Annotated in this window: 18 protein-coding genes; 10 read left to right on the top strand and 8 right to left on the bottom strand. The window is 52.3% G+C overall.

Features of this window, described 5'->3' with window-relative positions; translation table 11 throughout:
* Window positions 1-30 precede the first annotated feature (30 nt).
* Complete coding sequence (locus FP815_05660; protein ID MBA3014423.1) at window positions 31-369, top strand: P-II family nitrogen regulator; 339 nt, start codon at window positions 31-33, stop codon at window positions 367-369.
* Entirely contained in the window at window positions 255-2,930 is a 2,676-nt protein-coding gene (gene glnD, locus FP815_05655; protein ID MBA3014422.1) for a [protein-PII] uridylyltransferase, read from the top strand. The genes FP815_05660 and glnD overlap by 115 nt, the downstream gene beginning before the upstream one ends.
* A gap of 150 nt (window positions 2,931-3,080) precedes the next feature.
* Here glnD and FP815_05650 read toward each other — a convergent pair whose 3' ends face one another.
* Window positions 3,081-5,375 (bottom strand): tetratricopeptide repeat protein, encoded by a 2,295-nt coding sequence (locus FP815_05650; protein MBA3014421.1) that lies wholly within the window; start codon window positions 5,373-5,375, stop codon window positions 3,081-3,083.
* Between the two features lie 214 nt (window positions 5,376-5,589).
* Complete coding sequence (locus FP815_05645) at window positions 5,590-6,456, bottom strand: hypothetical protein (GenBank protein ID MBA3014420.1); 867 nt, start codon at window positions 6,454-6,456, stop codon at window positions 5,590-5,592.
* A 243-nt stretch (window positions 6,457-6,699) separates the two neighbouring features.
* Between FP815_05645 and FP815_05640 the strand changes: the two genes are divergently transcribed.
* A complete protein-coding gene (locus FP815_05640; protein ID MBA3014419.1) occupies window positions 6,700-6,915 on the top strand; it encodes a preprotein translocase subunit TatC in 216 nt (71 codons plus the stop codon).
* Window positions 6,798-7,487, top strand: coding sequence for a twin-arginine translocase subunit TatC (tatC, locus tag FP815_05635; GenBank protein MBA3014418.1), 690 nt, complete (start codon window positions 6,798-6,800; stop codon window positions 7,485-7,487). The genes FP815_05640 and tatC overlap by 118 nt, the downstream gene beginning before the upstream one ends.
* 153 nt (window positions 7,488-7,640) lie before the next feature.
* Here tatC and FP815_05630 read toward each other — a convergent pair whose 3' ends face one another.
* Genes FP815_05630 through FP815_05620 form a run of 3 tightly spaced genes read right to left on the bottom strand, consistent with a single transcriptional unit; the run spans window position 7,641 to window position 10,039 of the window.
* Window positions 7,641-8,930 carry a DNA helicase UvrD gene (locus FP815_05630; protein ID MBA3014417.1) on the bottom strand — a complete coding sequence of 430 codons (1,290 nt, stop codon included), beginning with the start codon at window positions 8,928-8,930 and terminating at the stop codon, window positions 7,641-7,643.
* Complete coding sequence (gene cmoA / locus FP815_05625) at window positions 8,930-9,685, bottom strand: carboxy-S-adenosyl-L-methionine synthase CmoA (GenBank protein ID MBA3014416.1); 756 nt, start codon at window positions 9,683-9,685, stop codon at window positions 8,930-8,932. Before cmoA ends, FP815_05630 begins: the two co-directional genes overlap by 1 nt.
* A gap of 9 nt (window positions 9,686-9,694) precedes the next feature.
* Entirely contained in the window at window positions 9,695-10,039 is a 345-nt protein-coding gene (locus tag FP815_05620; GenBank protein MBA3014415.1) for a YhbY family RNA-binding protein, read from the bottom strand.
* Window positions 10,040-10,536: 497 nt separating this feature from the next.
* Between FP815_05620 and FP815_05615 the strand changes: the two genes are divergently transcribed.
* A complete protein-coding gene (locus FP815_05615) occupies window positions 10,537-10,926 on the top strand; it encodes a hypothetical protein (protein MBA3014414.1) in 390 nt (129 codons plus the stop codon).
* 131 nt (window positions 10,927-11,057) lie between these two features.
* On the opposite strand, the gene FP815_05610 is transcribed toward FP815_05615, so the two are convergent.
* On the bottom strand, window positions 11,058-11,546 hold the full coding sequence (locus FP815_05610; protein ID MBA3014413.1) for an 8-oxo-dGTP diphosphatase: 489 nt from the start codon (window positions 11,544-11,546) through the stop codon (window positions 11,058-11,060).
* 392 nt (window positions 11,547-11,938) lie between these two features.
* Here FP815_05610 and FP815_05605 point away from each other — a divergent pair, with 392 nt between their 5' ends.
* The 5 genes from FP815_05605 (at window position 11,939) to genX (ending at window position 18,756) form a co-directional block, all read left to right on the top strand.
* On the top strand, window positions 11,939-12,928 hold the full coding sequence (locus tag FP815_05605; protein ID MBA3014412.1) for a diguanylate cyclase: 990 nt from the start codon (window positions 11,939-11,941) through the stop codon (window positions 12,926-12,928).
* 71 nt (window positions 12,929-12,999) lie between these two features.
* The gene (locus FP815_05600; protein MBA3014411.1) at window positions 13,000-14,430 is read left to right on the top strand and encodes a LysM peptidoglycan-binding domain-containing protein; all 1,431 of its coding nucleotides are present in this window, start codon (window positions 13,000-13,002) and stop codon (window positions 14,428-14,430) included.
* Window positions 14,431-14,482: 52 nt separating this feature from the next.
* The gene (gene pepN, locus FP815_05595; GenBank protein MBA3014410.1) at window positions 14,483-17,134 is read left to right on the top strand and encodes an aminopeptidase N; all 2,652 of its coding nucleotides are present in this window, start codon (window positions 14,483-14,485) and stop codon (window positions 17,132-17,134) included.
* Window positions 17,135-17,234: 100 nt separating this feature from the next.
* Entirely contained in the window at window positions 17,235-17,798 is a 564-nt protein-coding gene (efp, locus tag FP815_05590; protein MBA3014409.1) for an elongation factor P, read from the top strand.
* A gap of 76 nt (window positions 17,799-17,874) precedes the next feature.
* Window positions 17,875-18,756, top strand: coding sequence for an EF-P lysine aminoacylase GenX (gene genX, locus FP815_05585; protein MBA3014408.1), 882 nt, complete (start codon window positions 17,875-17,877; stop codon window positions 18,754-18,756).
* 71 nt (window positions 18,757-18,827) lie between these two features.
* Here the strand turns inward: genX and FP815_05580 are convergent, their stop codons facing one another.
* Together FP815_05580 and FP815_05575 are read right to left on the bottom strand one after the other, a co-directional pair.
* On the bottom strand, window positions 18,828-19,649 hold the full coding sequence (locus FP815_05580; GenBank protein MBA3014407.1) for a mechanosensitive ion channel: 822 nt from the start codon (window positions 19,647-19,649) through the stop codon (window positions 18,828-18,830).
* Between the two features lie 100 nt (window positions 19,650-19,749).
* Window positions 19,750-21,210 carry a cytochrome C gene (locus tag FP815_05575; protein ID MBA3014406.1) on the bottom strand — a complete coding sequence of 487 codons (1,461 nt, stop codon included), beginning with the start codon at window positions 21,208-21,210 and terminating at the stop codon, window positions 19,750-19,752.
* Window positions 21,211-21,710: the final 500 nt, after the last annotated feature.

Here is a 21,710-nt window from a genome sequence, read left to right as displayed (position 1 = left end):
AGGGACTTTTCGCTACCAGGAGAAGAAATCATGAAGAAAATCGAAGCAATCATCAAACCTTTCAAGCTGGATGATGTCAAAGAGGCATTAAACGCTAAAGGTATCAAAGGAATGACCTTGACAGAGGTCAAGGGTTATGGTCGCCAAAAAGGGCATAAGGAAATTTACCGTGGCGCCGAATATGTGGTCGACTTCATCCCCAAAGTCAAACTCGAACTGATCGTCGAAACAGACCATGTGGACGAAATCGTCGAGTGCATCCGCCAAGCCGCACATACCGGCAAAATCGGCGATGGCAAGATCTTTATCCTACCAGTAGAAGAAGTCATCCGGGTACGAACCGGGGAAAAAGGCGTAGACGCCATCTGATCCCTGTGCACTCTACTTCCGAACCGGCGGATCCGGCCAATCTGCGAACCCGGCGCGAAATCCTGGAAGTCCTGTGGCGACAAGGGTTGAAAGGTCGAGCCCTGCTCGAAGAACACACCCATTTAATCGATACCCATCTGCGCCAAAAGTTCACCGCCTGCCCTGCCGCAGCAAAAGGATTATCCCTGGTAGCAGTCGGGGGTTACGGTCGTAGCGAACTCTTCCCTTTTTCCGACATCGACCTCCTCCTCCTGCACCAACCGGAACAAGAGGAGGCGCTGACAACAGTGACCGAGGCCATCTTCTACCCCTTGTGGGACGCAGGGCTCGAGGTCGGCCACAGCGTCCGCACCATCGACACATGTCTCTCCGACGCGGCAGAAGACTTCTTCTTTCGAGTTGCCCTGCTTGATGCTCGTTTCATCGCAGGGGACAAATCCCTTTTCGATCAGCTGCAATCCGCCTACCAGGAGCGGTTCATTCTTGGTCAGCGCTTGTCTTTTCTCGAAGACATGACCTGCCACAGGGACGAGCGGCATCGACGCTTCGGCCTGCACAGCTACCGCCTCGAACCCCACATCAAGGAGATCCGCGGCGGACTCCGTGACATCCAGGCCATGCTCTGGACAGCCAAAGTTGTCTTTGGCTTAAAAGACCTCTGCTCCCTCAGAGACGCCGGCCTGCTGACCGAAAACGAACACCAACGATTCGAGGGAGCCTGGGAAAAATTAATAGAAATCCGCAACCGCCTGCACTACATCAGCTCCCGCAAAAACGACCAGCTCTATTTCGAACATCAGGAAGAGATCGCCAAGGCCCTCAACTACCGCAACACCAAGGGAATCATAGCTGTTGAGCATTTCATGCGCGAAGTTCACACCCACCTCCAGACCATCGCCGCCACAACTGATCTGTTCTTCGAACATGTCTTTGACGTGCTGAACACGCAACCTGCCACAGCTCAGACTGATGACACTCAGGAATTAGAACCCGGCATCATTGCCCGTAAAGGCAGGATCCGACTGACAGCGCCCGAACACCTGGCCGACAACCCGTCATTCCTGCTGAAGATCTTTTATCATGCCGCAAGCGCCGGACTGCCGGTGCACCACCTGACCAGAAAGATCATTAAAGCCAATCTCGAGTTACTAAATGACGAACTTCGAAGCAACCGACAGATGGCACGACTCTTCATCAACATCCTCTGCCAGGACAAAGCTCCACAATCCGTACTCGAATCGATGCTGGAGTGCGGGGTATTAACCGCCTACCTACCTGAATTCTCCCATCTGAAATCCTTGGCTCAGCATGATATCTATCATGTCTTTACTGTCGACCTCCACCTGCTCCAGACCGTAACGATCCTCCACCAGCTTGCCAGCGACCAAGCCAATATCTTCAGGATTATCACCGCCCCGCACATGCTCTATCTTGCTGGCCTTCTTCACGATATCGGCAAGGGCTACGGAGTTGACCATGAACACAAAGGGGCCGAGCTTGCGCGTCAGATCGGCGATCGCTTAGGACTTGACGTCCACGAGCAGGAACTGCTGAATTTTACGGTAGCAAACCACCTCTTTCTGACCAACACCGCCCTTCGCCGGGATCTCGACGATGCCGGCATGATCAAACGTTGCGCAGAACGCATCGGCTCTTTGGAAAAGCTCGCCTTGCTCTACCTAATTTCCATCGCCGACGCCATGGCTACCGGACCAACAGTATGGAATGACTGGAAAGCGGCGCTGCTGCTTGATCTATACTTGAAAATTGCCTTGCTGCTGGAGAAAACAGGAGAAGGTCCTCAGGACCTGAGTGCTGGGATAGAGTGGATCAGAGAGAAGGTATTAGATCGCCTTAGCGGCAGCAGCCCTGTAGATCTGACCATGCTACCCGACGACTACCTGCTGAATTTTGCGCCGGAGGAGATTGCCGATCATATTAGAGAGAGCCAGAAACTTCGAGACCAAGACCTGATCGTCGTGCCTCACGATAGAGACGGACACTGGTCTATCCTGATCCTGACCCGCGACCGGCCTGGACTACTCACCAAAATCTTTGGGGTCATCTCTTTAAACAACCTGCGCCTGTTAGCCGCGCAAATCTTTACCTGGCCCGATGGCACAGTAGTTGACGTCATTAACGTCCAATCAGTGTACGATAAATCCCACGCCGATCAAGATTGGCGGCAGTTCAGCTCAGACCTTCAAAAGGCGATCAACCACCGTTTGGGCCTGGAGTATCGCCTCCGCCAAAAACACCAATCCAGCCGCAAAGGGTCGGCCAAAATCCAGGCCCCGGCCAAGGTGGTCTTTGACAACGAAGCCTCAGACACCTACACCATTATTGAAGTGTATGCCACCAATCAACCCGGAATCGCTTACGCCATCAGTCGAACATTGACCGATTTCCAGATCAACGTCTTTCGGGCAAAAATCGGCACCCGCTCCGACCAGGTGGTCGAAGTTTTCTACGTCCTGGATTGCGATGAAAGAAAAATCACTGAAAAAGATGTTCTCGAAGAGATCAGGCAGAGCCTGCTCCACTCCGCCCAACTCCCGTAAGTTATCTTTTCTAGCAGCTGCTCATGGTTTGCGGTTAGTAGTAATTTCAACAATTAGCTAATCCATCACAGATATCTGTGAGTTTGTTAACCGTAAACCGGTAACTGATCACCGCCAACCTAATCAGTTTCCTTTCTTTAAGTATTCAGATCATCCTTGCCCAAGCTGACTAAGCAAGGCCTTGGCCTGCTCCATCTCAGGAAAATCCTCTTTCTGCCCCAACTCGATCGCCCTCTTCAACGCCTCGGCGGCCCGTGGTTTATCACCAAGCTTTTCCAGCGCTAAGCCCAGATGATAGTTGACTACCGGATTGGCCTCAAGCTTCTCCAATGCCTGAACAAACTGGGTCTTGGCCAGATCGTAAGAACCCCGCTTATAGTGAACCCAGCCTACAGTATCCGCAACATAGGGGTCATCGGGCGACTCAGCCTTGGCTACCATGGCCAGACGTAACGCCTCACCGAGATCTTGGCTATTCTCTGCGATATACCAACCAAGATTATTCGCAGCAGGGGCGAAACTGGGATCCTTCTTGAGAATGGTACGGTACTCCTCGGCAGCCGCATCTTTTTGCCCTTCGACCTCCATCAGCACACCAAGTTGCATCCGTACGGAATTCAACTCAGGATTGGCAACAAGTGCTGCTTGATACTCTTTGATAGCCTCGTCGGTCTTCCCCCCCTTCCTGAGGATCTCGGCAAGGACAATATAGGGCTTAGCCAACTTCGGGGCCAACTCAATGGCACGGCGCAGACTCACCTCTGCCTCGGGCTCACGCTTCAATGAGATCGCAAGGCCGGCATACACCAGATGCATAGGAGCGTTATCCGGTTCCTTCTCGATCTGTGCCTTTGCCTTGGCCATGGCCTCATCGCCTCGCTTCTCACTAACCAAAATGGCAACGATATAGCTCATGGCAATATCAGAACCAGGGGCCAGCTCCAGCACCTTCTCAAAATGTTCCAAGGCTTCCGTGGTCTTGCCTTGACCTAAGTACGCTACCCCCATGGCCTGAATGGTATTTGGCTCCTTAGGCACTGCCTGATGGATACGGCCAAGAAGATCGAGCGCTCGATCATAGTCCTTCTCCAAAACCAGGCAGCGTCCGAGCAACAAGGCCGCCTTGACATTGGTATCGTCAAGTTGAAGCGCTATCACCGCCTCCCGCTTGGCATCGGCCACCGCGTTATCCTTGAGATAGAGATCCGCGAGCAGAGTATGGGCATGGAGGTGAGCCGGGGCATACTTCAAGGTCTCCAGGGCAGAAGATACGGCAAGCTTGTTGTTTTGCTGAGCATAACAAATAGTTGCCTTGACAAAATGAGCCTCAGCCATTTGCGGTTTAGCCTTGATCACCTCATCGATCAAGATTGTCGCCTCAACAAGCTTATTGTCCTGAGTCAGGAGCTTGGCCTTAACCACCTGAGCATTCAGATTACCCTTATCTTTGGCAAGTACGGCCTCGACAAGCTTCGATGCCTCCGGGAACTTCCCGAATTCGACATAGAGGTTGGCAAGAAGTCCTTCAATGTCCGCGGGCTTCGCGGTCAACGAAATCGCCTGCTGATACGCAGCCTCTGCTTTGTCCAGCTTCTTCTGCCGCTTATAGAAGTTTGCTAGCGCCACCTGTGGCTCGCTCTCCTTGGGGGCCACAGTCGTTGCTTGTATCAAGGCGGCCTCTGCCTTATCCTTCTCCTTAATAGTCTCAAAAAATCCCGCCTGGACCAACAACGCCTCCACTGAATCCGGCATTGCCTCTACCATAGTGGCAAAAAGCGCCTCTGCTTTATCGTTATGTTTCTGCTGCATATACAAACCGGCCAAGGCCCGGTAGTGCCCTAACTCCTTAGGCTCCAAACTCAATGCCTTCTGCAATGCCGCCTCGGCCTGATCCGGCTGCTTATCGTTCATCAAAATCTGAGCCCGCAGAACATAAAGCCGACCGAGTTCAGGCTTCAAGGCAATCGCCTTATCCGCGATGCGGAGGGCGGCCTCAGGATTTTCGGTGGCCAGGTTGAGATTGGCAAGCAAGACCAACGCTTCAACATGATTTGGATCCACCTCAAAAATGAGATCCAACTTCTTGCGACACTCCTCGTACTCCTTAGCCATCAGAAGAACAGTGGCAACCTGGTACTGAGCATCCAGATTTTTAGGGTCCAGATTGGCGGCAATAGTAAGCTCCCTGTAAGCAGCCTGAGCCTCCTGATTCTTAACCAGCGCCTGACCGAGGAGATAATGGGCCTCACTATTCTTAGGCGCTAGTTGAACTGCGTTCTTCAGTTCGATGATCGCCGCCTTCACCTCTCCTTTATCCAGCCGCTCACGGCCCTTTTCGAGATAGCCCTGCATCTTTTTTTCTTGATTAGCACAGGCAGATAGAACCGCCACCATGAGCAGAACAGTAAGGAAACGAATCGGCGAACGGAATTTGAGAAAAGTCATAGCGAAGTCCTTAATGGAAATTCACCCACAAAAGGGGAGCTGATTACGGAAGCAATACTGGCTGATTATTATCCGGAACAGGCTGGGATGTCAAGCAGAAGGCCTTTGCCTGCCACGCCTCGACAGTGTCACTTCCTAAGGACAAACAATGGCGCTCAGAAAGGTCGAGCAATGTGCTGCAACGCCGAAGATCTGCCCGCTCAGAACACCGTCGTCACGCCTTGTTCATCTTAAATACCGGCTCCAGATCGCAGAGTTCGGCATACGCTGCAATCTCAGCTTGAAACTGTTTAACGTAGGGACAGTCCCAGATAGCCAGAATGGTGCCGGATTGACGAAAAGTCTGACCCGGACCAAAGTCCACGGAAATAAAGGGACGGTCAATGAGGTAGGCAAAAATCTGGGGTCGACGACAAACTTCCGGGCGTTGCGGATAAATGGCGCAGGCTTGACTGGGGGTAAGATGAGGGCAGGCCGCACCTGTGGGCAGGATCATGCTCCAGCCCGATTGCCAGCAATAGAGTCCGGGTCCCAACTCGTAAAAGGGTTGGCCTTTACCGATAATAAGAGGCGGTTCACTCTCTACTGTCAGTGATCGAGAATCAAAGGTATCAATCCGCGGAAGAACGAAAAGATCCACTTCCTCAACCTTGAGCGGAATTGAGAAAAAAACCTGCTTGAGATCAGGAGTAGGTCCAACGCAGCAGAGCGAACAACCGCATGGCGAACAGAGCAGGCTGTTGATCGACTCAAGCTCTCGAGTCACCACCTGTTGCGCCACCCACCAATCCACCGCCTCAATGAGCGGCAGGGGATTCCCTTCACTATCCAGGATCGAATAAGGAGCTGGAGCAGTATCCTTAAGCCGCTGGAATTCCTCAATCAAATCCAGGTAGGGAAGAAGCGCTTCCGCAGGATCCTCATAGCGGACAACTGTCTCAATGGGTTCATTCAACTCGGCAACAACCTCTGTGACGGTGGCAAAAGGTCCCATCAGAAAAAGAAGCTGCACCAACCGGACAAGGGGCAGCACCGGCTGAGCCAGACGGTCAAGACCTGCTTGAAATTGGGTCGTATCCATGGTAGTTGATGTGGTAAGGGGAAAAGAGGTTGACAGTTGACGGTGAGTGAGCCTGAAAATAGCTGATCACTCACTGGTATCTCACATCATCCAATGATTCAAGACCGGCGATGACCCTATCAAGAATCAACCCTGTAACTGATCGCCGTCAACCTAACTATTTATCGTTATTGACAATAATCTCCAGCACGTAACCCGTCACAGAACTAATCCTCTCGGCACTACTTACGAGGTCGCTTTACAATGAACGAGCTAAAACAACAGGCGCTGACCGAACACCTGGCGGAACTGCGTCAATCCCTGATTGTCTCCCTGGTTGCTGTCGGCATAGGTTTTGCTATATGCTACTCCTACGCCAAGGAGATCGGGGTCTGGTACCTCAAGCCCTTGCACGATGTTCTCCCTTCAGGGGCAACCCTGGTCTTCACGTCCTACCAAGAAGCCTTTTTTTTTATCTAAAACTCGCTGCAGTATGCGGCATTCTGTTGGCATCACCGGTCATCTTTTGGCAGATCTGGCGCTTTGTCGCCCCCGGTCTCTATCGACATGAGAAAAAAGTTATCCTACCCTTCTCCCTGCTCTCCAGCATCTGTTTCATCAGTGGATCCATTTTCGGCTACCTGGTAATCTTCCCACCCGCATTCAAATTTCTCACCAGCTACTCATCGGAACACCTTGCCGCCATGCCCGCGGTCAATGAATATTTCTCCCTGGCGCTCAGACTCCTGATCGCCTTTGGCGTCATCTTCGAGCTGCCGGTCTTCATGGTGCTGCTTGCAAAAGTGGGAATGATCAACACCGCATTCCTCAAAAAGAACCGGAAATACGCCTTCCTGCTCTCCTTCGTCATCGCCGCCATTGTCACTCCCACCCCAGATGTGGTCAACCAGGTAATGATGGCCATCCCTATGGCCATCCTCTACGAGATCAGCATCGTTGCTGTCTGGCTCTTTGGCCGCCGAATTCTGCCCGACTTCAATCACGAGACCAAAGAGGATCCAGAAGGAAATCAAGATGTAGTCGCTGAATAAATAATGATAATCTCGCAAAAAATCACGGGATGGCTAAGCAAAAGGGCCGACATACAAGGCGCAGGGTGTTTTTGTGAATGAGGCCACACATATGGTGTGCCGAATGAGCAAAAATATGCTGCAACGCAGTAGATCGGACTTTTTTCGACGCCATCAAATAATAGCGCCTCGCTGCACAGACCCACCAAATTCAGCGAGTTCTTCCTCTTGAAAGACCAAGATCCTGCCAAATTCACCATCATAGCCCGACTGACGGATCACCCGATTACTGCGGATGCGGTCAATGGCCTCTCCCAAGACTGGCGATACCTGGCGCACTTCCTCAACAGGAGTGTGCCGCAACAGGGTAAATTCCGACCCGAACTGATTGATCAGAGAGACATACAGCGCTTCCACACGCTTGGTTGCAGGTCCTTGACCAATGATCTCACCCAGAACTTCGGGCAAAGGGACCAAACTCTCAAACCCTGGCTGATTGGCCGGATAGCTTGGGACTGTCCGGTCGGCCAACTCCAGCACCCGATGAGTGACGCCAATGGTGAGCGGCCTCCCGCAAACCGGACAAATGGCATCAATAGCCCGAGTGGCCAAGGGGTCAAGACAGACCTGGCACTGACGATGCCCGTCGTAATGGTACTTACCCTCCTCCGGAAAAAACTCGACCGTACCTTGAAATCCGCCGTCACCAGGAGATTCCAGGGCCCGGCGCAACGAAAAATAATCAAACCCAGAGGCAAAGCAGTTAACCTCTCTGCCCAACTTGGAAGGCGAGTGACAATCAGAGTTGGAAATCAGCGAAAAACGATCAAGAGCGGACACCAAGCGGTTCATGGCGGGATCCGAAGAGAGGCCCGTCTCCAGGGCAAAGATGTGCCGGGTCAAATCACCATAACACTCTTCAATTGAATCGAATCCCGACTTTGAGCCAAAGAGCGAAAACCAGGGCGTCCAGATATGGGCAGGGACCAGGAAACCATCCCCTGATGCCTCAAGCAGAATTTCCAGAAGATCACGAGAGTCAAGACCGAGAATAGGCCGACCGTCCGATTCGATATTGCCGATAGAGGCAAGTTTGCTGTTCACCCGCTCCGCCGCCGCAAAATCTGGGGCAAAGAGAATATTATGAACCTTGCGCACCCGACCATGGCGCTTATAGATACAGGAGACCTCAGCGGTCAGGATAAATCGAACATCAATCGCCTCGGGCGTGATCCCGGCGAGCGCCGGTGGCACATTTTCGTCACGAAGCCGGTACAGGCCTGCTTCAGCGGGGACAAGCGACTCCTTCAGCTGGCGAAACCAGCCAGGATGGGTGAAGTCGCCGGTCCCAACCAGATTAATGCCCTTAACTCGAGCCCAGGCAAAGAGTCCCGCCAAGGTGCTCGCCTTACTGGTGGCACGGGAATAGGATGAGTGGATATGAAGATCCGCCAGGTACTGCATCAAGAGCAATCAGCTGATTGCTGCCGACCACCTTCTTTTCTGGCCACAAAGCCGGAAAAATTAAACCACTGAAAAAACGTCTCAACCTGAGAAAACCCAGCCTTCCGCAACAGATCCAGGTTTTCTGGCACAGAAAAAGGCACCAGAACATTCTCCAAGGCCTCACGCTTTTTGGCGATTTCGATCTCCGAATACCCCTGACGCCTTTTGAAATCAAGATAAAAACCAATGTATGCACGGTTGAACTCAGGACTGTGACTGATCGTCTTCTCGCAGATCACCAAGATTCCACCAGGCTTCAAGGACGCGTGCAAGCGCTCGATAAAGGCCGGACGCTGCAAGGGACGAACAAACTGCAGCGTATAGTTTAAGAAAATGGCTGCGGGCTGCTCAAGAGGACAAGAGAGGATATCAGCCTGAACAAAACGCATCCGTTCAGACTTGGTGTATATCTCCGCCTTCAAGGTCGCCTTCTCCACCATGGCGGCAGAACTGTCGATTCCGACACACTGCAAACCAAGATGGGGCAAGCGACGGACAAGCTCAATCAAGGTGGCTCCCGTTGAACAACCAAGATCGTAGACAGTTTCTCCAGGCAAGACAAAGGTCTCGAGGAGACTGGCGGTCATGGCCGTGATCTCCTTATAAAACGGCACGCTGCGCTCCAGCATGTCGTCAAAGACTTCAGCCACCTTGGGCGAAAACTGGAAATCTTCGACCGGAACTTTTGGATCGTTGTACAGTGTATCTCGCATGGCCCGACGCTAGAGGGAAATCTTCTTATCCTCAGCAAGATCGGGATTGGGACGATAAAGCAGCGCGGTTTTACCAAGAATCTGCACCACCGCAGCCCCTGCAGCGGCGGCCAGTTGGGCCACCGCCTCCTCACGCTCCATGGTGCAGGTATCCTGAATCCTGATCTTAACCAGTTCATGAGCAGTAAGGTTATCACCAACAGCCTTCACCAGGTTGTCAGTGATTCCCTCCTTGCCGATCATGCCGAGAACAGCAAGATGATGTCCCACGCCTCGCAGATAACGGAGTTCTTTACTGTTGAGTTTCGGTATCTTGATTTTTTTTATCGCCATGGTGCCTCCACGAGAGGGCATTATTATCTTTGCAGGGAAGTACTTTAAGTTATCGCATAACGGCTACTGCGTCCAACCAAACAATGGTTACTCTCGATCTTGTCTCGTGCCTCTACGAGGATTCGTGACCGACCGTTATTCTGTTGTAACTACACAGGTTAACGGTAATCAGTTATCGGTTTACGGTTAAAAGAATCATGGTTAGTCATAAATCATCGCATGATACTCAATGTCAGTGTGTCCTCAGCCATTGGCAGAACCCAATCGCCGTCAACTGTCAACCGTAAACCGGTAACCGACAAACTGTTTTGCTTTCATATGTGCTATTTTCCCCCTGACGTCAAGGCGTCTTATTGCCATCCGGCCAAGAAGTCAACAATCTCCCCCAATCCACCCCCAGGGAGATCACGGAATCATCGCTTGACAAGGAGAAGGGAAATAAGCATTATATTAAATAACTACCACTGAATAACTATCAGGCAGAAATCCAGTGGTTTCTTGACCCAGGAGATCAACCAATGCGAAAAGTAATTGCCCTAGCAGCATGTGGCATACTTCTTTGTGCTCTGGGGGGCGTGGCTCAGGCCAGACCTTCCAAGCGCCTTGATCCAACAACCAATACCTGCCGGGTCTTCACCCCAACAACTATTGAAGAAGGCAGAAATCTCTTTCACAGTGTGTGCAAGAGCTGCCACTCCCGAGACAACGCAGTCGGCGCCCGATTCATTCATTCAGAATCACTCATCTCGAGGGCATGGAACAGAGTCTTTGCCAAACAGTACCCGGCCTGCGCCAAGGATGGTTCCTGGGCCTCCCTGAACGAGGAACAACTGAGGCGGGTCAATGATTTTCTGTTCATGAACTCCGCTGATGCTTACAACCCCCACAGCGGACAGGATTGCGGCTGATAAGCCCTGCCTCTCCCAGGTTGGGAGAAACCGAACAAGCGAGCCATGAGAAGCATCCCAAAGCCCCTCCGACCCGGCAGGCACGGCACGCCGTCTGTCGGGCTTTTCTTATCTCCCAATACCGTATCCAATCAAATGCGGGAATAACTCCAGCTGACTGGTCGGCCATCCACATAGGGCATAACACCGTGAAATGCTCTCGGATCCTGATCAAAGATCAAGGGTAAAAAATGACGATCCCCCTCCCACATGGGAAGTTCAGCCAACCCGCTGATTAAACGCCAAGCCAACGGCCCCTCCTCGTTTTCACAGTACGGCACTCCGGAAAAGCGATCAATCCGGAAGATAAATCCAAGCCAGTCCTCGCCATTTGCACCAAAACCTGGCCAACTGATGGTACCCCGCAGGGCCATCTGCAGGCAGATCAGTCCCGACTCTTCCAGAATTTCCCGTTTCATGCAGGCAACCACATCCTCACCCGCTCGCATCTTCCCCCCTAAACCGTTAAACTTGCCGAAATGGGGATCATGAACGCGACTGGTGCGATGCACCAACAGGGTCTGCTGCCGGTCAGGGGACAGGACAAAACCTAATGTGCCGATAATGGGCGTATAGTGCATAGCTTCGTAAAGTGGTCAGTTATAACGGATCAAGTAACCGTTTCTGCCCCGTTATTCCACACATCAAAGAAAATATCCAGCAAAACCACTCACCATTGCCGTTGCATCATGGGCAAGAAATTGGTAACCTGATTTGTAGCTATCCAACAATACCACATCTGCTTCGCAGTCTCCCTGCAGTCGCTTAGCTGTCATAAGCCTGCTCACATAGACGGGCTATAGTTCGCAGGCTTATTTCGCGCATCTGTAGCGCTGTTGAATAATTACAGTTCCCGGCATCTGCTCATTTTGCGGATTGAGCTGGATAATTACCCCTGATTTAAGCATTCTCACCTCCACTCCCATACCCAACTCTTTGCATACCTTACGAATTTTGTTCAGACAAGGATCTCATGAGCATACTGATAGTAGATGATTCTCCCCCCGTCCTCCGGTTACTCCAATCGATTCTGCATCGATCAGGCTATCCAGAGACGATCTGCGCCGACAGCGGCGAGGCAGCCCTTCGCCAACTCGGCATTGAACCCTACTCAACAACCAAACCGTCCATTGACTGCATCCTGCTCGACATCGTAATGCCCGGCATGGACGGCATTGAGGTGTGTCGGCGGATCAAGGCACACCCCGACTATCTGGACATCCCGGTGGTCATGGTTACTGTCCGGGACGAGCCGGAGACCTTGCATGACGCCTTCATGGCCGGGGCTCATGACTATATCACCAAACCTGCCAGGGAACTTGAGCTAGTAGCCCGCCTCAACGCCTCCATCGCCCTGAAAAATGAAATCAAAACCCGCAAACAGAGGGAAGCCGACCTCCTTCGCGCCACTGAAGAGTTGGCAGAAGCCAATAAGTTGCTGGCAGAGCTAACTATCACCGACGACCTAACCAAGGTTGGCAACCATCGCTACTTCTCTGGCTGCCTGGACAAGGAGTGGCGACGCTTATTCCGGGATGCCGAGCCACTGTCCGTAATTTTCGTGGCTCTTGACCGCTTTCAAGAGTTCAATGAACTGCTGGGACGAAAGAAGGGAGAACAATGCCTTCAACTTGTCGCTCAAATCCTGCAGATCCCTCTCCGCCGAACAACAGACCTTCTCTGCCGCTACGGAGACAGCCTATTCGCCATCCTGCTACCGAAAACCCCGCTGACAGGCGCTCAGACAGTATCGAGACTAATCAAGCAGAGCATCGAAGAACTACAAATCACGTACCACGATGGCAACACGCTCAGTGTCAGCCAAGGCGTAGCGACAGTAACCCCTTCAATCGAGATAGCAATGGATACTCTAATTACCATGGCCCACGATGCCCTCACCACCGCGCAGAAGGCTGGAGGCAATCAGATTGTGTGCGCGGCCCCAAACAATCACCCGGACTAACGCCCACTCTTCATCCGCCGGCCCCTCCGTCTTACCAGCGGAAGTCGTCAGAGAAAAGAAGGTAATCGCCCATGTCCATCATGGGTTTACATGCCCCAATAGAACTTAAAAACTATCCTCGCACCTCAACATCGCCCTATAACTATTCAATGATCTCAATGAAACAGTTCACACTCCTTGTTACCTCAAGCATCTTCCTTATGATGCTCATCGTGCTTGCACCCACCCCAGGCGCTGCCCAAAAAGACCCATTCCCGACCTACTCCTGCATCGAATCAAATGTTACCTTCTGGAAGAAAGTCTACGGCAAATACTCCTCATCGCAGGGCCTCATCCACGACAAAAACAATATCGCCATCATCTACGAGATTATCAGCCTGCACAGCTCGGACACCCCCGAGGGTCAACAGGCCAATGAGTGTAACATCACAGCCATCAAGGAAAAATACCAGGCTATCCTCTCCAGATTGGCCCAAGGACAGATTCCGTCAACTCCTGAAGAGAAAAGGGTCGCCGGCCTGTTCGGGCCACACACTAAACCTGCCACCTTTCTGACCGCAGCAGACAATATCCGTTTTCAGCGCGGCATCAGTGATCGTTTCAGCGCCGGGATTATTCGCTCCGGACGCTACCTGTCCCATATCAAAAAAATTCTCAACAGCTACAATCTCCCCACTGACCTGGCCTACCTCCCCCACGTTGAATCATCCTTTGACTACCAGGCATACTCCAAGGTTGGAGCGGCCGGAATCTGGCAATTCATGCCATCCACTGGCCGCCAGTTCCTGACTATTAACAACTCTGTGGACGAGCGCAGAGACCCCTTAGTGGCCACCCATGCCGCAGCCCAGTTTCTTAAAGGCAATTACCGCAAACTAGAGAGCTGGCCCCTGGCCCTGACTGCATACAACCACGGGCCAGCCGCCATGCAACGAGCCAAAAATGCATTAGGCACCTACGAGGCTATTTTTCAAAAATATGACGGCAGTCGTTTCGGCTTCGCCTCCAAAAACTTTTATGCCGGATTCATCGCCGCTCGTGATGTTGCCCGTAATTATCAGCAGTACTTTCCCGGCCTGCAAATGGATCCTCCTGTATCAATAAAAAATATCCGAGTGAAACAAGCCACCGGCCTCCAGATCCTGGCAGGGCAATTCAAGATCAGCCCCACCGTTCTGGCCGATCTGAATCCCGCCCTCACACCATCAGTCATCAGCGGCAAACACTATGTCCCCAAAGGCTATCTCCTCAATCTTCCCCAAACAGCCCACAGCTCCCCTGCCTCCCTGTCAGCCAAAACATCAAAAAGGAAACCTGAGATACAGAAAGTGGCGAAAATTCACATGGTCAAGCAAGGAGAAACTATCCACAAGATCGCTGAACGCTATGGAGTCAGCAGACGGGAACTGATCGCCCATAACCAGCTCAACAACGCCGAAGTTATCATAGTCGGTCAATCCCTGAAAATCCCAAGCCGCGCCTTAAAAAAAACCACCATGTAACGCTACTCGACACAAACGCCAGCAAACATCAACCAACACACTATCTCCCATCATGAGCACTCTTCCTCAGCCAGTCTTGTTAAAAGACTACCGACCGTTCCCCTTCCACATTGCAACCGTTGACCTCTGCTGCAACCTGTTTGAGGATCACGCCCTGATCACCGCAACCATGACCGTCAGCGCCATTGACACCGATGCTGCCGCCCTGCGCTTGGATGGCCGAGAACTTGAATTAATCGCCATTGCCATAGACGGCCAAGAGCTTTCTGCCGCGGAGTATCAACTCGACAGCGTTTCCCTGATCATTACCGCGCCCGCACCGCAATTTACGGTAACCATCACATCTCGGATCAAACCTCAAACAAACACCTCGCTAGAAGGTCTGTACCGCTCGCACGGCATGTTCTGCACCCAGTGCGAGGCGGAAGGTTTCCGTAAAATTACCTTCTTCCCGGATCGCCCTGATGTCTTAAGTCGCTTTACCACCACTATTGAGGCTGACCAGACCCGCTATCCAGTCCTCCTGGCCAACGGCAACCTCATCAGCACGACCTCCAAAAACGGTCGCCACACCGCAACCTGGCAGGACCCTTTTGCCAAGCCCTGCTACCTCTTTGCCATGGTCGCCGGCAACTTAGCGGTACTCCGTGATCAATTCATCACCAGAAGCGGTCGCACCGTAACACTTGAGATCTACACCGAGCTCCATAACGCCGACAAATGCGAACACGCCATGCGTTCTCTGCAAAAAGCCATGGCTTGGGACGAAAACCGCTTCAGCCTGGAGTACGACCTAGACCAATACATGATCGTAGCCGTGGACGATTTCAATGCCGGGGCTATGGAAAACAAGGGGCTCAATATTTTCAATTCAAAATTCATTTTGGCCAGACCGGAAACCGCCACCGACCACGACTATCAGGGGATTGAAGCAGTAGTGGCCCACGAGTATTTCCACAACTGGACCGGCAACCGGGTAACCTGCCGAGACTGGTTCCAGCTCAGCCTCAAGGAAGGGTTGACCGTATTCCGTGATCAGGAGTTCTCTGCCGACACCAACTCGCGGGCCGTACACAGAATCCATGATGTATCGATGCTACGCAATCACCAATTTCCCGAAGACGCTGGCCCCATGGCCCACCCGGTGCGACCGGAATCGTATATAGAAATCAATAATTTCTATACCCTCACCGTTTACGAGAAGGGAGCAGAAGTGATCCGGATGCTGCACACCATTCTAGGAGAAGAACGCTTTCAACGCGGGATGAAAATCTACCTTGAACAGCACGATGGCGGCGCTGCCACCACCGATGACTTTGTCGCTGCCATGGAAAAGACGCTGCAAGAAAACACCCGTAGCGCCCCCCTTGACTTAAGCCAGTTCAAACGCTGGTATGAACAAGCAGGCACACCACAACTCACTATCACCTCAACCTACGACCCTTATGCACAAACCTTCCACCTGACCATCCGCCAAGAGCCCTCACCAAGAGCAGGCGACCAGGCTGCCATGCTCCACATTCCCGTTGTCTTCGGCCTCCTCGGACCCGATGGCAAGGATATGCCCCTGTCCGATGGCCATGGGGAAGCTTTCGACCCTGCTGCAACCACCATTCTCCATATCCGCGAGGCCAAACAGACCTTCACCTTCACCGGTATCAAGACGCAACCCGTACCCTCTCTCCTGCGCGGATTTTCAGCCCCGGTGCGCCTGAACTACGAGTATAGCGACAACGATTTGCGCTTTCTCCTCCTTCACGACCAAGACTCCTTCAACCGCTGGGAGGCAGGACAACGGCTCTTTATCAAAACACTCCTTACTGCCGTCGAAGATCTGCAAGCGGGACGAGAGATGCTCTTTGACCCAACGCTCGAAGACCTGGTCCGAGGTGTACTGGCCCCAGCGTTTCATCACGACAAATCTTTTATCGCCCAGACCCTGACCCTGCCCAGCGAAGAGTATCTGGCAGAACTGGTTACTGAGATTGATGTCGACGCTATCCACGGCGCCCGCGAATTTCTACGCCGAGAGTTAGGCGCTCGGCTACGGGGTCTCTGGCTCGACACCTATGAAGCAAACCAGACCCCGACTTCCTCACATTATGACCCAAGCCTTGCCGGTCCGCGCCGCCTGAAAAATCTCTGTCTGCATTATCTCTTGGCCGCGCCTGATCTCAATGCAATCGAACTCTGCCTTAGGCAATTTCACTCGGCAGACAACATGACCGACCAGATAGCCTCACTGAACGCCTTAATCCATACGGGAGACACTGCCGCGGACCTGGCGCTGGAGGTCTTTTATCAAAAGTGGCAGAAAGAGACCCTGGTCCTGGACAAATGGTTTGCCCTCCAGGCCACAGTTCCTTTGCCCGGCGCCCTCAATCGAGTCAAGGACCTTCTCCTGCACGAAGCCTTCGACATCAAGAACCCCAACAAGGTTCGAGCCTTAATCGGGGCCTTCGCCACCAATCAAGTCTGCTTCCATGATCAATCCGGGACTGGATATCAGTTTCTGGCAGACCAGATCCTAACCCTCGACCCTATCAACCCCCACATTGCCGCCCGTTTAACCGGAAAATTTGCTCCCTGGCGACGGCACATAGCAAGTCGTCAAGCCTTAATCCAAAGCCAACTCCAGCGGATTCTAGCCCACCCTGGCCTCTCCAAGGGAGTGTACGAGGTAGCTTCACGTACCCTTGGCTAACAGGCGCAAGCAACACGACCATTGCCTTTGACCTTGAAAAAAGCCCCGTTTCGAGGTAAAAGGCCAAAAACTTTTACCCTATCATCTGGAGACTACGTCAATGTATACCGCCGCGGACCTGAAAAAAGGCCTTAAACTCGAGATAGACGGCAATCCGTATATCATCACCGACTTCCAATTCGCCAAGCCAGGCAAAGGCCAGGCCCTATACCGCACCAAGATGCGCAACATGGTCAACGGCAACATGCTGGAACGAACCTTTCGTTCCAACGACAAATTCAAAAAGGCCGACCTTGAAGAACGGAACATGCAATACCTCTACTCCCAAGGTGAAGAGTTCGTCTTCATGGACAACCAGAGCTTCGAACAGATCCACATCACCCGTGAGCAGCTGGGAGATTGCATCAACTTCATGGTCGATAACATGGACGCCCAGGTTCTACTGTTCCAAGGCGCTCCCATCGGTGTCACCCTGCCGATTTCGGTAGCCCTGCGAGTAATCAAGGCCGATCCTTGGGCCAAGGGAGACACCTCCGGCACCGACACCAAGCCCGTTACTATTGAGACCGGTTACGAGCTGCAAGTGCCTCCTTTTGTCAACGAGGGAGATCTTATTCAGATTGATACCCGTACCGGTGAATACATGACCCGGGTCAAAGAATAGATCTCTTGCCTGCCGGCACCCAACACCCCATTTATCCTTGACCACAACGAACTCCACCCCCCTCAGTCGTCTCGCAATGTTAAAAGAGCGTGCTGCCATCATCCAGGCGGTACGCTCTTTTTTTATTGATCACGGCTTTCTGGAAGTAGAAACCCCGATCCGGATTCCAGCCCCGGCTCCGGAGGCCCATATCGAACCGGAGCCCTCAGGCGACTGGTACCTACAAACCTCGCCCGAGCTTTGCATGAAGCGCCTCCTTGCCGGGGGCTGCCCTCAAATTTTTCAAATCTGCAAGTGCTTTCGCCGTCACGAACGGGGAGACCGCCACCTGCCTGAGATGACCATGCTTGAGTGGTATCGTGCAGGTGCCGATTACCGCGACCTGATGACCGACTGCGAGGGATTGTTTGCCGCGCTGAACGCCGGCAGACGGCTTGCCCAACTAGACGCTGGCCAGCCAATTGACCTTACACCACCCTGGCCCCGGCTTACTCTGGCCGAGGCATTTCGACTCTATGCCCCGATATCTCTGACAGAGGCCATGGCACAAGGGTGTTTCGAAGAGGTCCTGGTCTGCTCGGTCGAACCCCGGCTGGGACATGGCTTCCCGGTCTTTCTCTGCGACTATCCGGCCAGTCAAGCCTCCCTGGCATCACTCCACCCGGACAATCCAGAGATCGCTCAACGATTTGAGCTTTATTATAACGGTGTGGAATTAGCCAACGGATTTACTGAATTGACCGATGCGAGAGAACAACGGCATCGTTTTGAAGTTGAGCAGGATCACATCCACAGCCAAGGCAGAGTACCGCCCCCCATGCCTGAGCCGTTCCTTACCGATCTCTGCCGGATGCCACCTGCCGCCGGCATTGCCCTCGGCATCGACCGCCTGGTCATGCTGCTGACCGGGGCCACAAATATCAATCAGGTCGTGACCTTCCCGCCAGAGGGGCTTTAACAAATTCCAGCTCTAACAATTACAGCACAAGCCCAAAGGAGCTGCCCCCTCCGACCAAACAGGCACAGGGGTCAAGCCGAAACCTGATGAAGATGAACATCCCGCTGGGGAAACGGAATGGAGATGCCATTGCCTTCTAGAACAGATTTAGCCTTTTCAGTGGTATCAAAATACACGTCCCAATAATCCTTGAAATCGCACCACGGTCGAACCACGATATTGACTGAACTATCTGCCAACGCCGAAACCGCGACCTGAGGGGCGGGCGTTTTTAACACCCGAGGATCTGCTATCACCAGGTCCATAAGCAGGGTTTTGGCTTTTTGTACATCTGAGTCATAAGCAATGCCAAAAGTCAGATCAACCCTCAACTTTCCTTCTGAGGAATAGTTGGTAATACTACCGTTTGACATTGCGCCATTGGGAATTATAATCCTCCGGTTATTTGCTGTCAGCAAAATGGTATTAAAGATCTGCAACTCCTTGACCACACCAATATGCCCCTGAGCTTCAACCAAATCGCCAACAGCATAAGGTTTGAAGACAAGAATCAAGACACCGCCGGCAAAATTCGCCAGACTTCCTTGCAGCGCGAGTCCAATGGCAAGTCCTGCCGCACCAAGAACAGCAACAAAAGAGGTGGTGGCAATTCCGACCATTGAAGCGACACTGATAAACAATAACATCTTGAGCAGCAATGAGGTCAGACTGGTAATAAACGGCACCAAGGTTTTGTCAGTCTTCGATTTTTCAAGGGCTTTTTGAGTAATAGTTACGACAGTGCCGATAATCCAGAGCCCGATAACCAGAGTGGCGATCGCCAGCACCAATTTAGGCGCGTATGTCAGGAACAGTTCAATCGCCTTATCTGAATATTTCTCTAATGCCCCCATGCTCCATTCCCCCCTTGCTTGATACTCTTAAAGTAATCTTCAGACTGGGTGAGAACGGCACCTGCACCGTTCTCACCCGATATTGCTTTCATAGGTACGATTATTTCTTAACTGCGTCAAGACCTACATCCTTCACCACCATATCAATTACTGGCAGGGTCGGCACCGAGGTCAGACCATAGACTTCGGCAAGATTGATATCCTTGGGCACAGCGCCCAGCAAGGCTTCGGCAATCTTCTGATCGGCCTGACGGTAGCGTAGCTTGGCCTCGACTTTGACAGCTTTGACTCCTTCAGGCGCATTGATCCCGTAATACACATCCTTATGCCCCTTAGGCGGGATAGTGTCATGCCTGGAAAAGGCGGTAACCACCCAGGGATCAACAGCAAAATGAAAATCACTGCCCATACCATCGGAGTTGAACACCCGAACATTTTCCGGCAACGCCCCCTGGCCATCTAACCCGCCGCTGGTAAACAAGATATTCCCCTTTTCATCCCAGGCCGTAATTTCAAGCCACATCTGTCGAATATTAGTGAGAGAGGTGGGAAGATTATGTCCCGCCCGGATATTCTTCACCCGGACTTTAACCTCGGCAAGGATATTATTGTTATAAACTGGCGTAATCTCAAGATCGGCAGCGGCCTTCAGACGATCAACCGCCATCTGATATTTCTCGGTGAGGTTGTCGGCAAGCTCCTGATCACCTGCCTTCTTGGCCGCTCCGGAGGCAAGGGAGTAGAGCAGGTAATTGGCGCCATTGAAGTAATGGTGATACTCTTCACGGGTCGGCTTCTGAAAGGTGTCCGCTGAGCGGAGAAAGGTCTTGGTGTCGACCATGTGACAGTCCTGACACAGGATCTCATTCTGGGCGTATGGGCCATGTTTCCACTCCAGGTACGTTGCCTCGAGAGGGAAATGCTTATCATGATGATACACTTGGTGGCACCCGGCGCAGAGTTCAGCCCGAAGATGCAAAGGCGATTCTTCACACTCATGAAACCCATCACCGCAACCATCAGCAGGTTTAATCGGTCCACGTTTGATCCGCACCGGGCCGTCCTTGCCATCGACTCCGGGCGTTAGGATCAAAGAGCCGTTTTCCGGCTCATGAGACGGCGTCTGCCAATGAGTGACGCCACTGACTGAGTGACAGATATCGCAGGAGACGCCAGCCATCGCCATGGGACTGAGTTCCTTGAGGCCAGGCCCCTTAATCTCGCCCGTGACCACACCCGCTGGCGAATGACAGCCTTCACATTGACGGCTGATCTCATGACCGACAGCCTTAAACGCCTTGTTCAGCTCTCCCTGATAGATCGGATCCTTGAGAGCCAGCGCATGGACAGAACCGGTCCACTCCTTGTACTGCTTCTCGTGACACTCGCCGCATGTCTCCGGCGGGGTGAAATTGACACTGGATTTATTCCACTTCAAGAGCGACGGATAATAGGGATAAAATTCCTTATCCACCTGAAAGACCCCCGTCCCCGCAACAGCCACTGCCGCAAGACCAAAACTGAAGACAACCAGACACCCTACCGCAATTTTTCGTTTCATCTCCTTCCTCCTTTGTGTTGAGTGAAGAGACCAAGGGTACATCCCTCCGTGTGAGCACCCGTTTCCTGCTTGAAACCATGAACTTATCAAGAGTGCCTATTCACAACACCAGGAAGCGTCCTGTTCTCTCAAGCAGGAGGTCTCCCGCAAAAAATGAATTCCTCCTCATTTTTTGTACCTGCATCAACTCAATCTTGTCAATCAATAATCATTATCGTTCGCCAACTATCTTATTTATGACCACATTAATTGGGCACCCAACACAGCGTCTGTTTCCCCCTCCCCTTCGGCTCCGTTCAGGGAACAAGTAGAGTGAAGTCGTTCCCTGAACGGAGCCGAAAGGCACAGAATTATTGGCACAAATCATTTCGCAACTGCTTCATTAGCCTTGAGCTGAAGATGGTTAATTAAATGGTAACTGTCCAGCAGTGCCACATCTGCGTTGTTATCGGCCTGCTCATGTGCGAAAAGCACACATCGCAGGCCGATGCCTAGCATCT

It is taken from the genome of Desulfobulbaceae bacterium (assembly GCA_013792005.1).
Lineage (GTDB): Bacteria > Desulfobacterota > Desulfobulbia > Desulfobulbales > VMSU01 > VMSU01.
The sequence above is the reverse complement of the archived record's forward strand: the minus strand, read 5'-3'. Positions and strand labels throughout refer to the sequence as shown.

Excerpts from the sequence above, each read along its gene's own strand:
- FP815_05660 (MBA3014423.1), top strand. The coding sequence starts at position 31 with ATGAAGAAAATCGAAGCAATCATCAAACCTTTCAAGCTGGATGATGTC.
- FP815_05650 (MBA3014421.1), bottom strand. The coding sequence starts at position 5,375 with ATGACTTTTCTCAAATTCCGTTCGCCGATTCGTTTCCTTACTGTTCTG.
- FP815_05645 (MBA3014420.1), bottom strand. The coding sequence starts at position 6,456 with ATGGATACGACCCAATTTCAAGCAGGTCTTGACCGTCTGGCTCAGCCG.
- FP815_05640 (MBA3014419.1), top strand. The coding sequence starts at position 6,700 with ATGAACGAGCTAAAACAACAGGCGCTGACCGAACACCTGGCGGAACTG.
- tatC (MBA3014418.1), top strand. The coding sequence starts at position 6,798 with ATGCTACTCCTACGCCAAGGAGATCGGGGTCTGGTACCTCAAGCCCTT.
- FP815_05630 (MBA3014417.1), bottom strand. The coding sequence starts at position 8,930 with ATGCAGTACCTGGCGGATCTTCATATCCACTCATCCTATTCCCGTGCC.
- cmoA (MBA3014416.1), bottom strand. The coding sequence starts at position 9,685 with ATGCGAGATACACTGTACAACGATCCAAAAGTTCCGGTCGAAGATTTC.
- FP815_05620 (MBA3014415.1), bottom strand. The coding sequence starts at position 10,039 with ATGCCCTCTCGTGGAGGCACCATGGCGATAAAAAAAATCAAGATACCG.
- FP815_05615 (MBA3014414.1), top strand. The coding sequence starts at position 10,537 with ATGCGAAAAGTAATTGCCCTAGCAGCATGTGGCATACTTCTTTGTGCT.
- FP815_05610 (MBA3014413.1), bottom strand. The coding sequence starts at position 11,546 with ATGCACTATACGCCCATTATCGGCACATTAGGTTTTGTCCTGTCCCCT.
- FP815_05605 (MBA3014412.1), top strand. The coding sequence starts at position 11,939 with ATGAGCATACTGATAGTAGATGATTCTCCCCCCGTCCTCCGGTTACTC.
- FP815_05600 (MBA3014411.1), top strand. The coding sequence starts at position 13,000 with ATGTCCATCATGGGTTTACATGCCCCAATAGAACTTAAAAACTATCCT.
- pepN (MBA3014410.1), top strand. The coding sequence starts at position 14,483 with ATGAGCACTCTTCCTCAGCCAGTCTTGTTAAAAGACTACCGACCGTTC.
- efp (MBA3014409.1), top strand. The coding sequence starts at position 17,235 with ATGTATACCGCCGCGGACCTGAAAAAAGGCCTTAAACTCGAGATAGAC.
- genX (MBA3014408.1), top strand. The coding sequence starts at position 17,875 with ATGTTAAAAGAGCGTGCTGCCATCATCCAGGCGGTACGCTCTTTTTTT.
- FP815_05580 (MBA3014407.1), bottom strand. The coding sequence starts at position 19,649 with ATGGGGGCATTAGAGAAATATTCAGATAAGGCGATTGAACTGTTCCTG.
- FP815_05575 (MBA3014406.1), bottom strand. The coding sequence starts at position 21,210 with ATGAAACGAAAAATTGCGGTAGGGTGTCTGGTTGTCTTCAGTTTTGGT.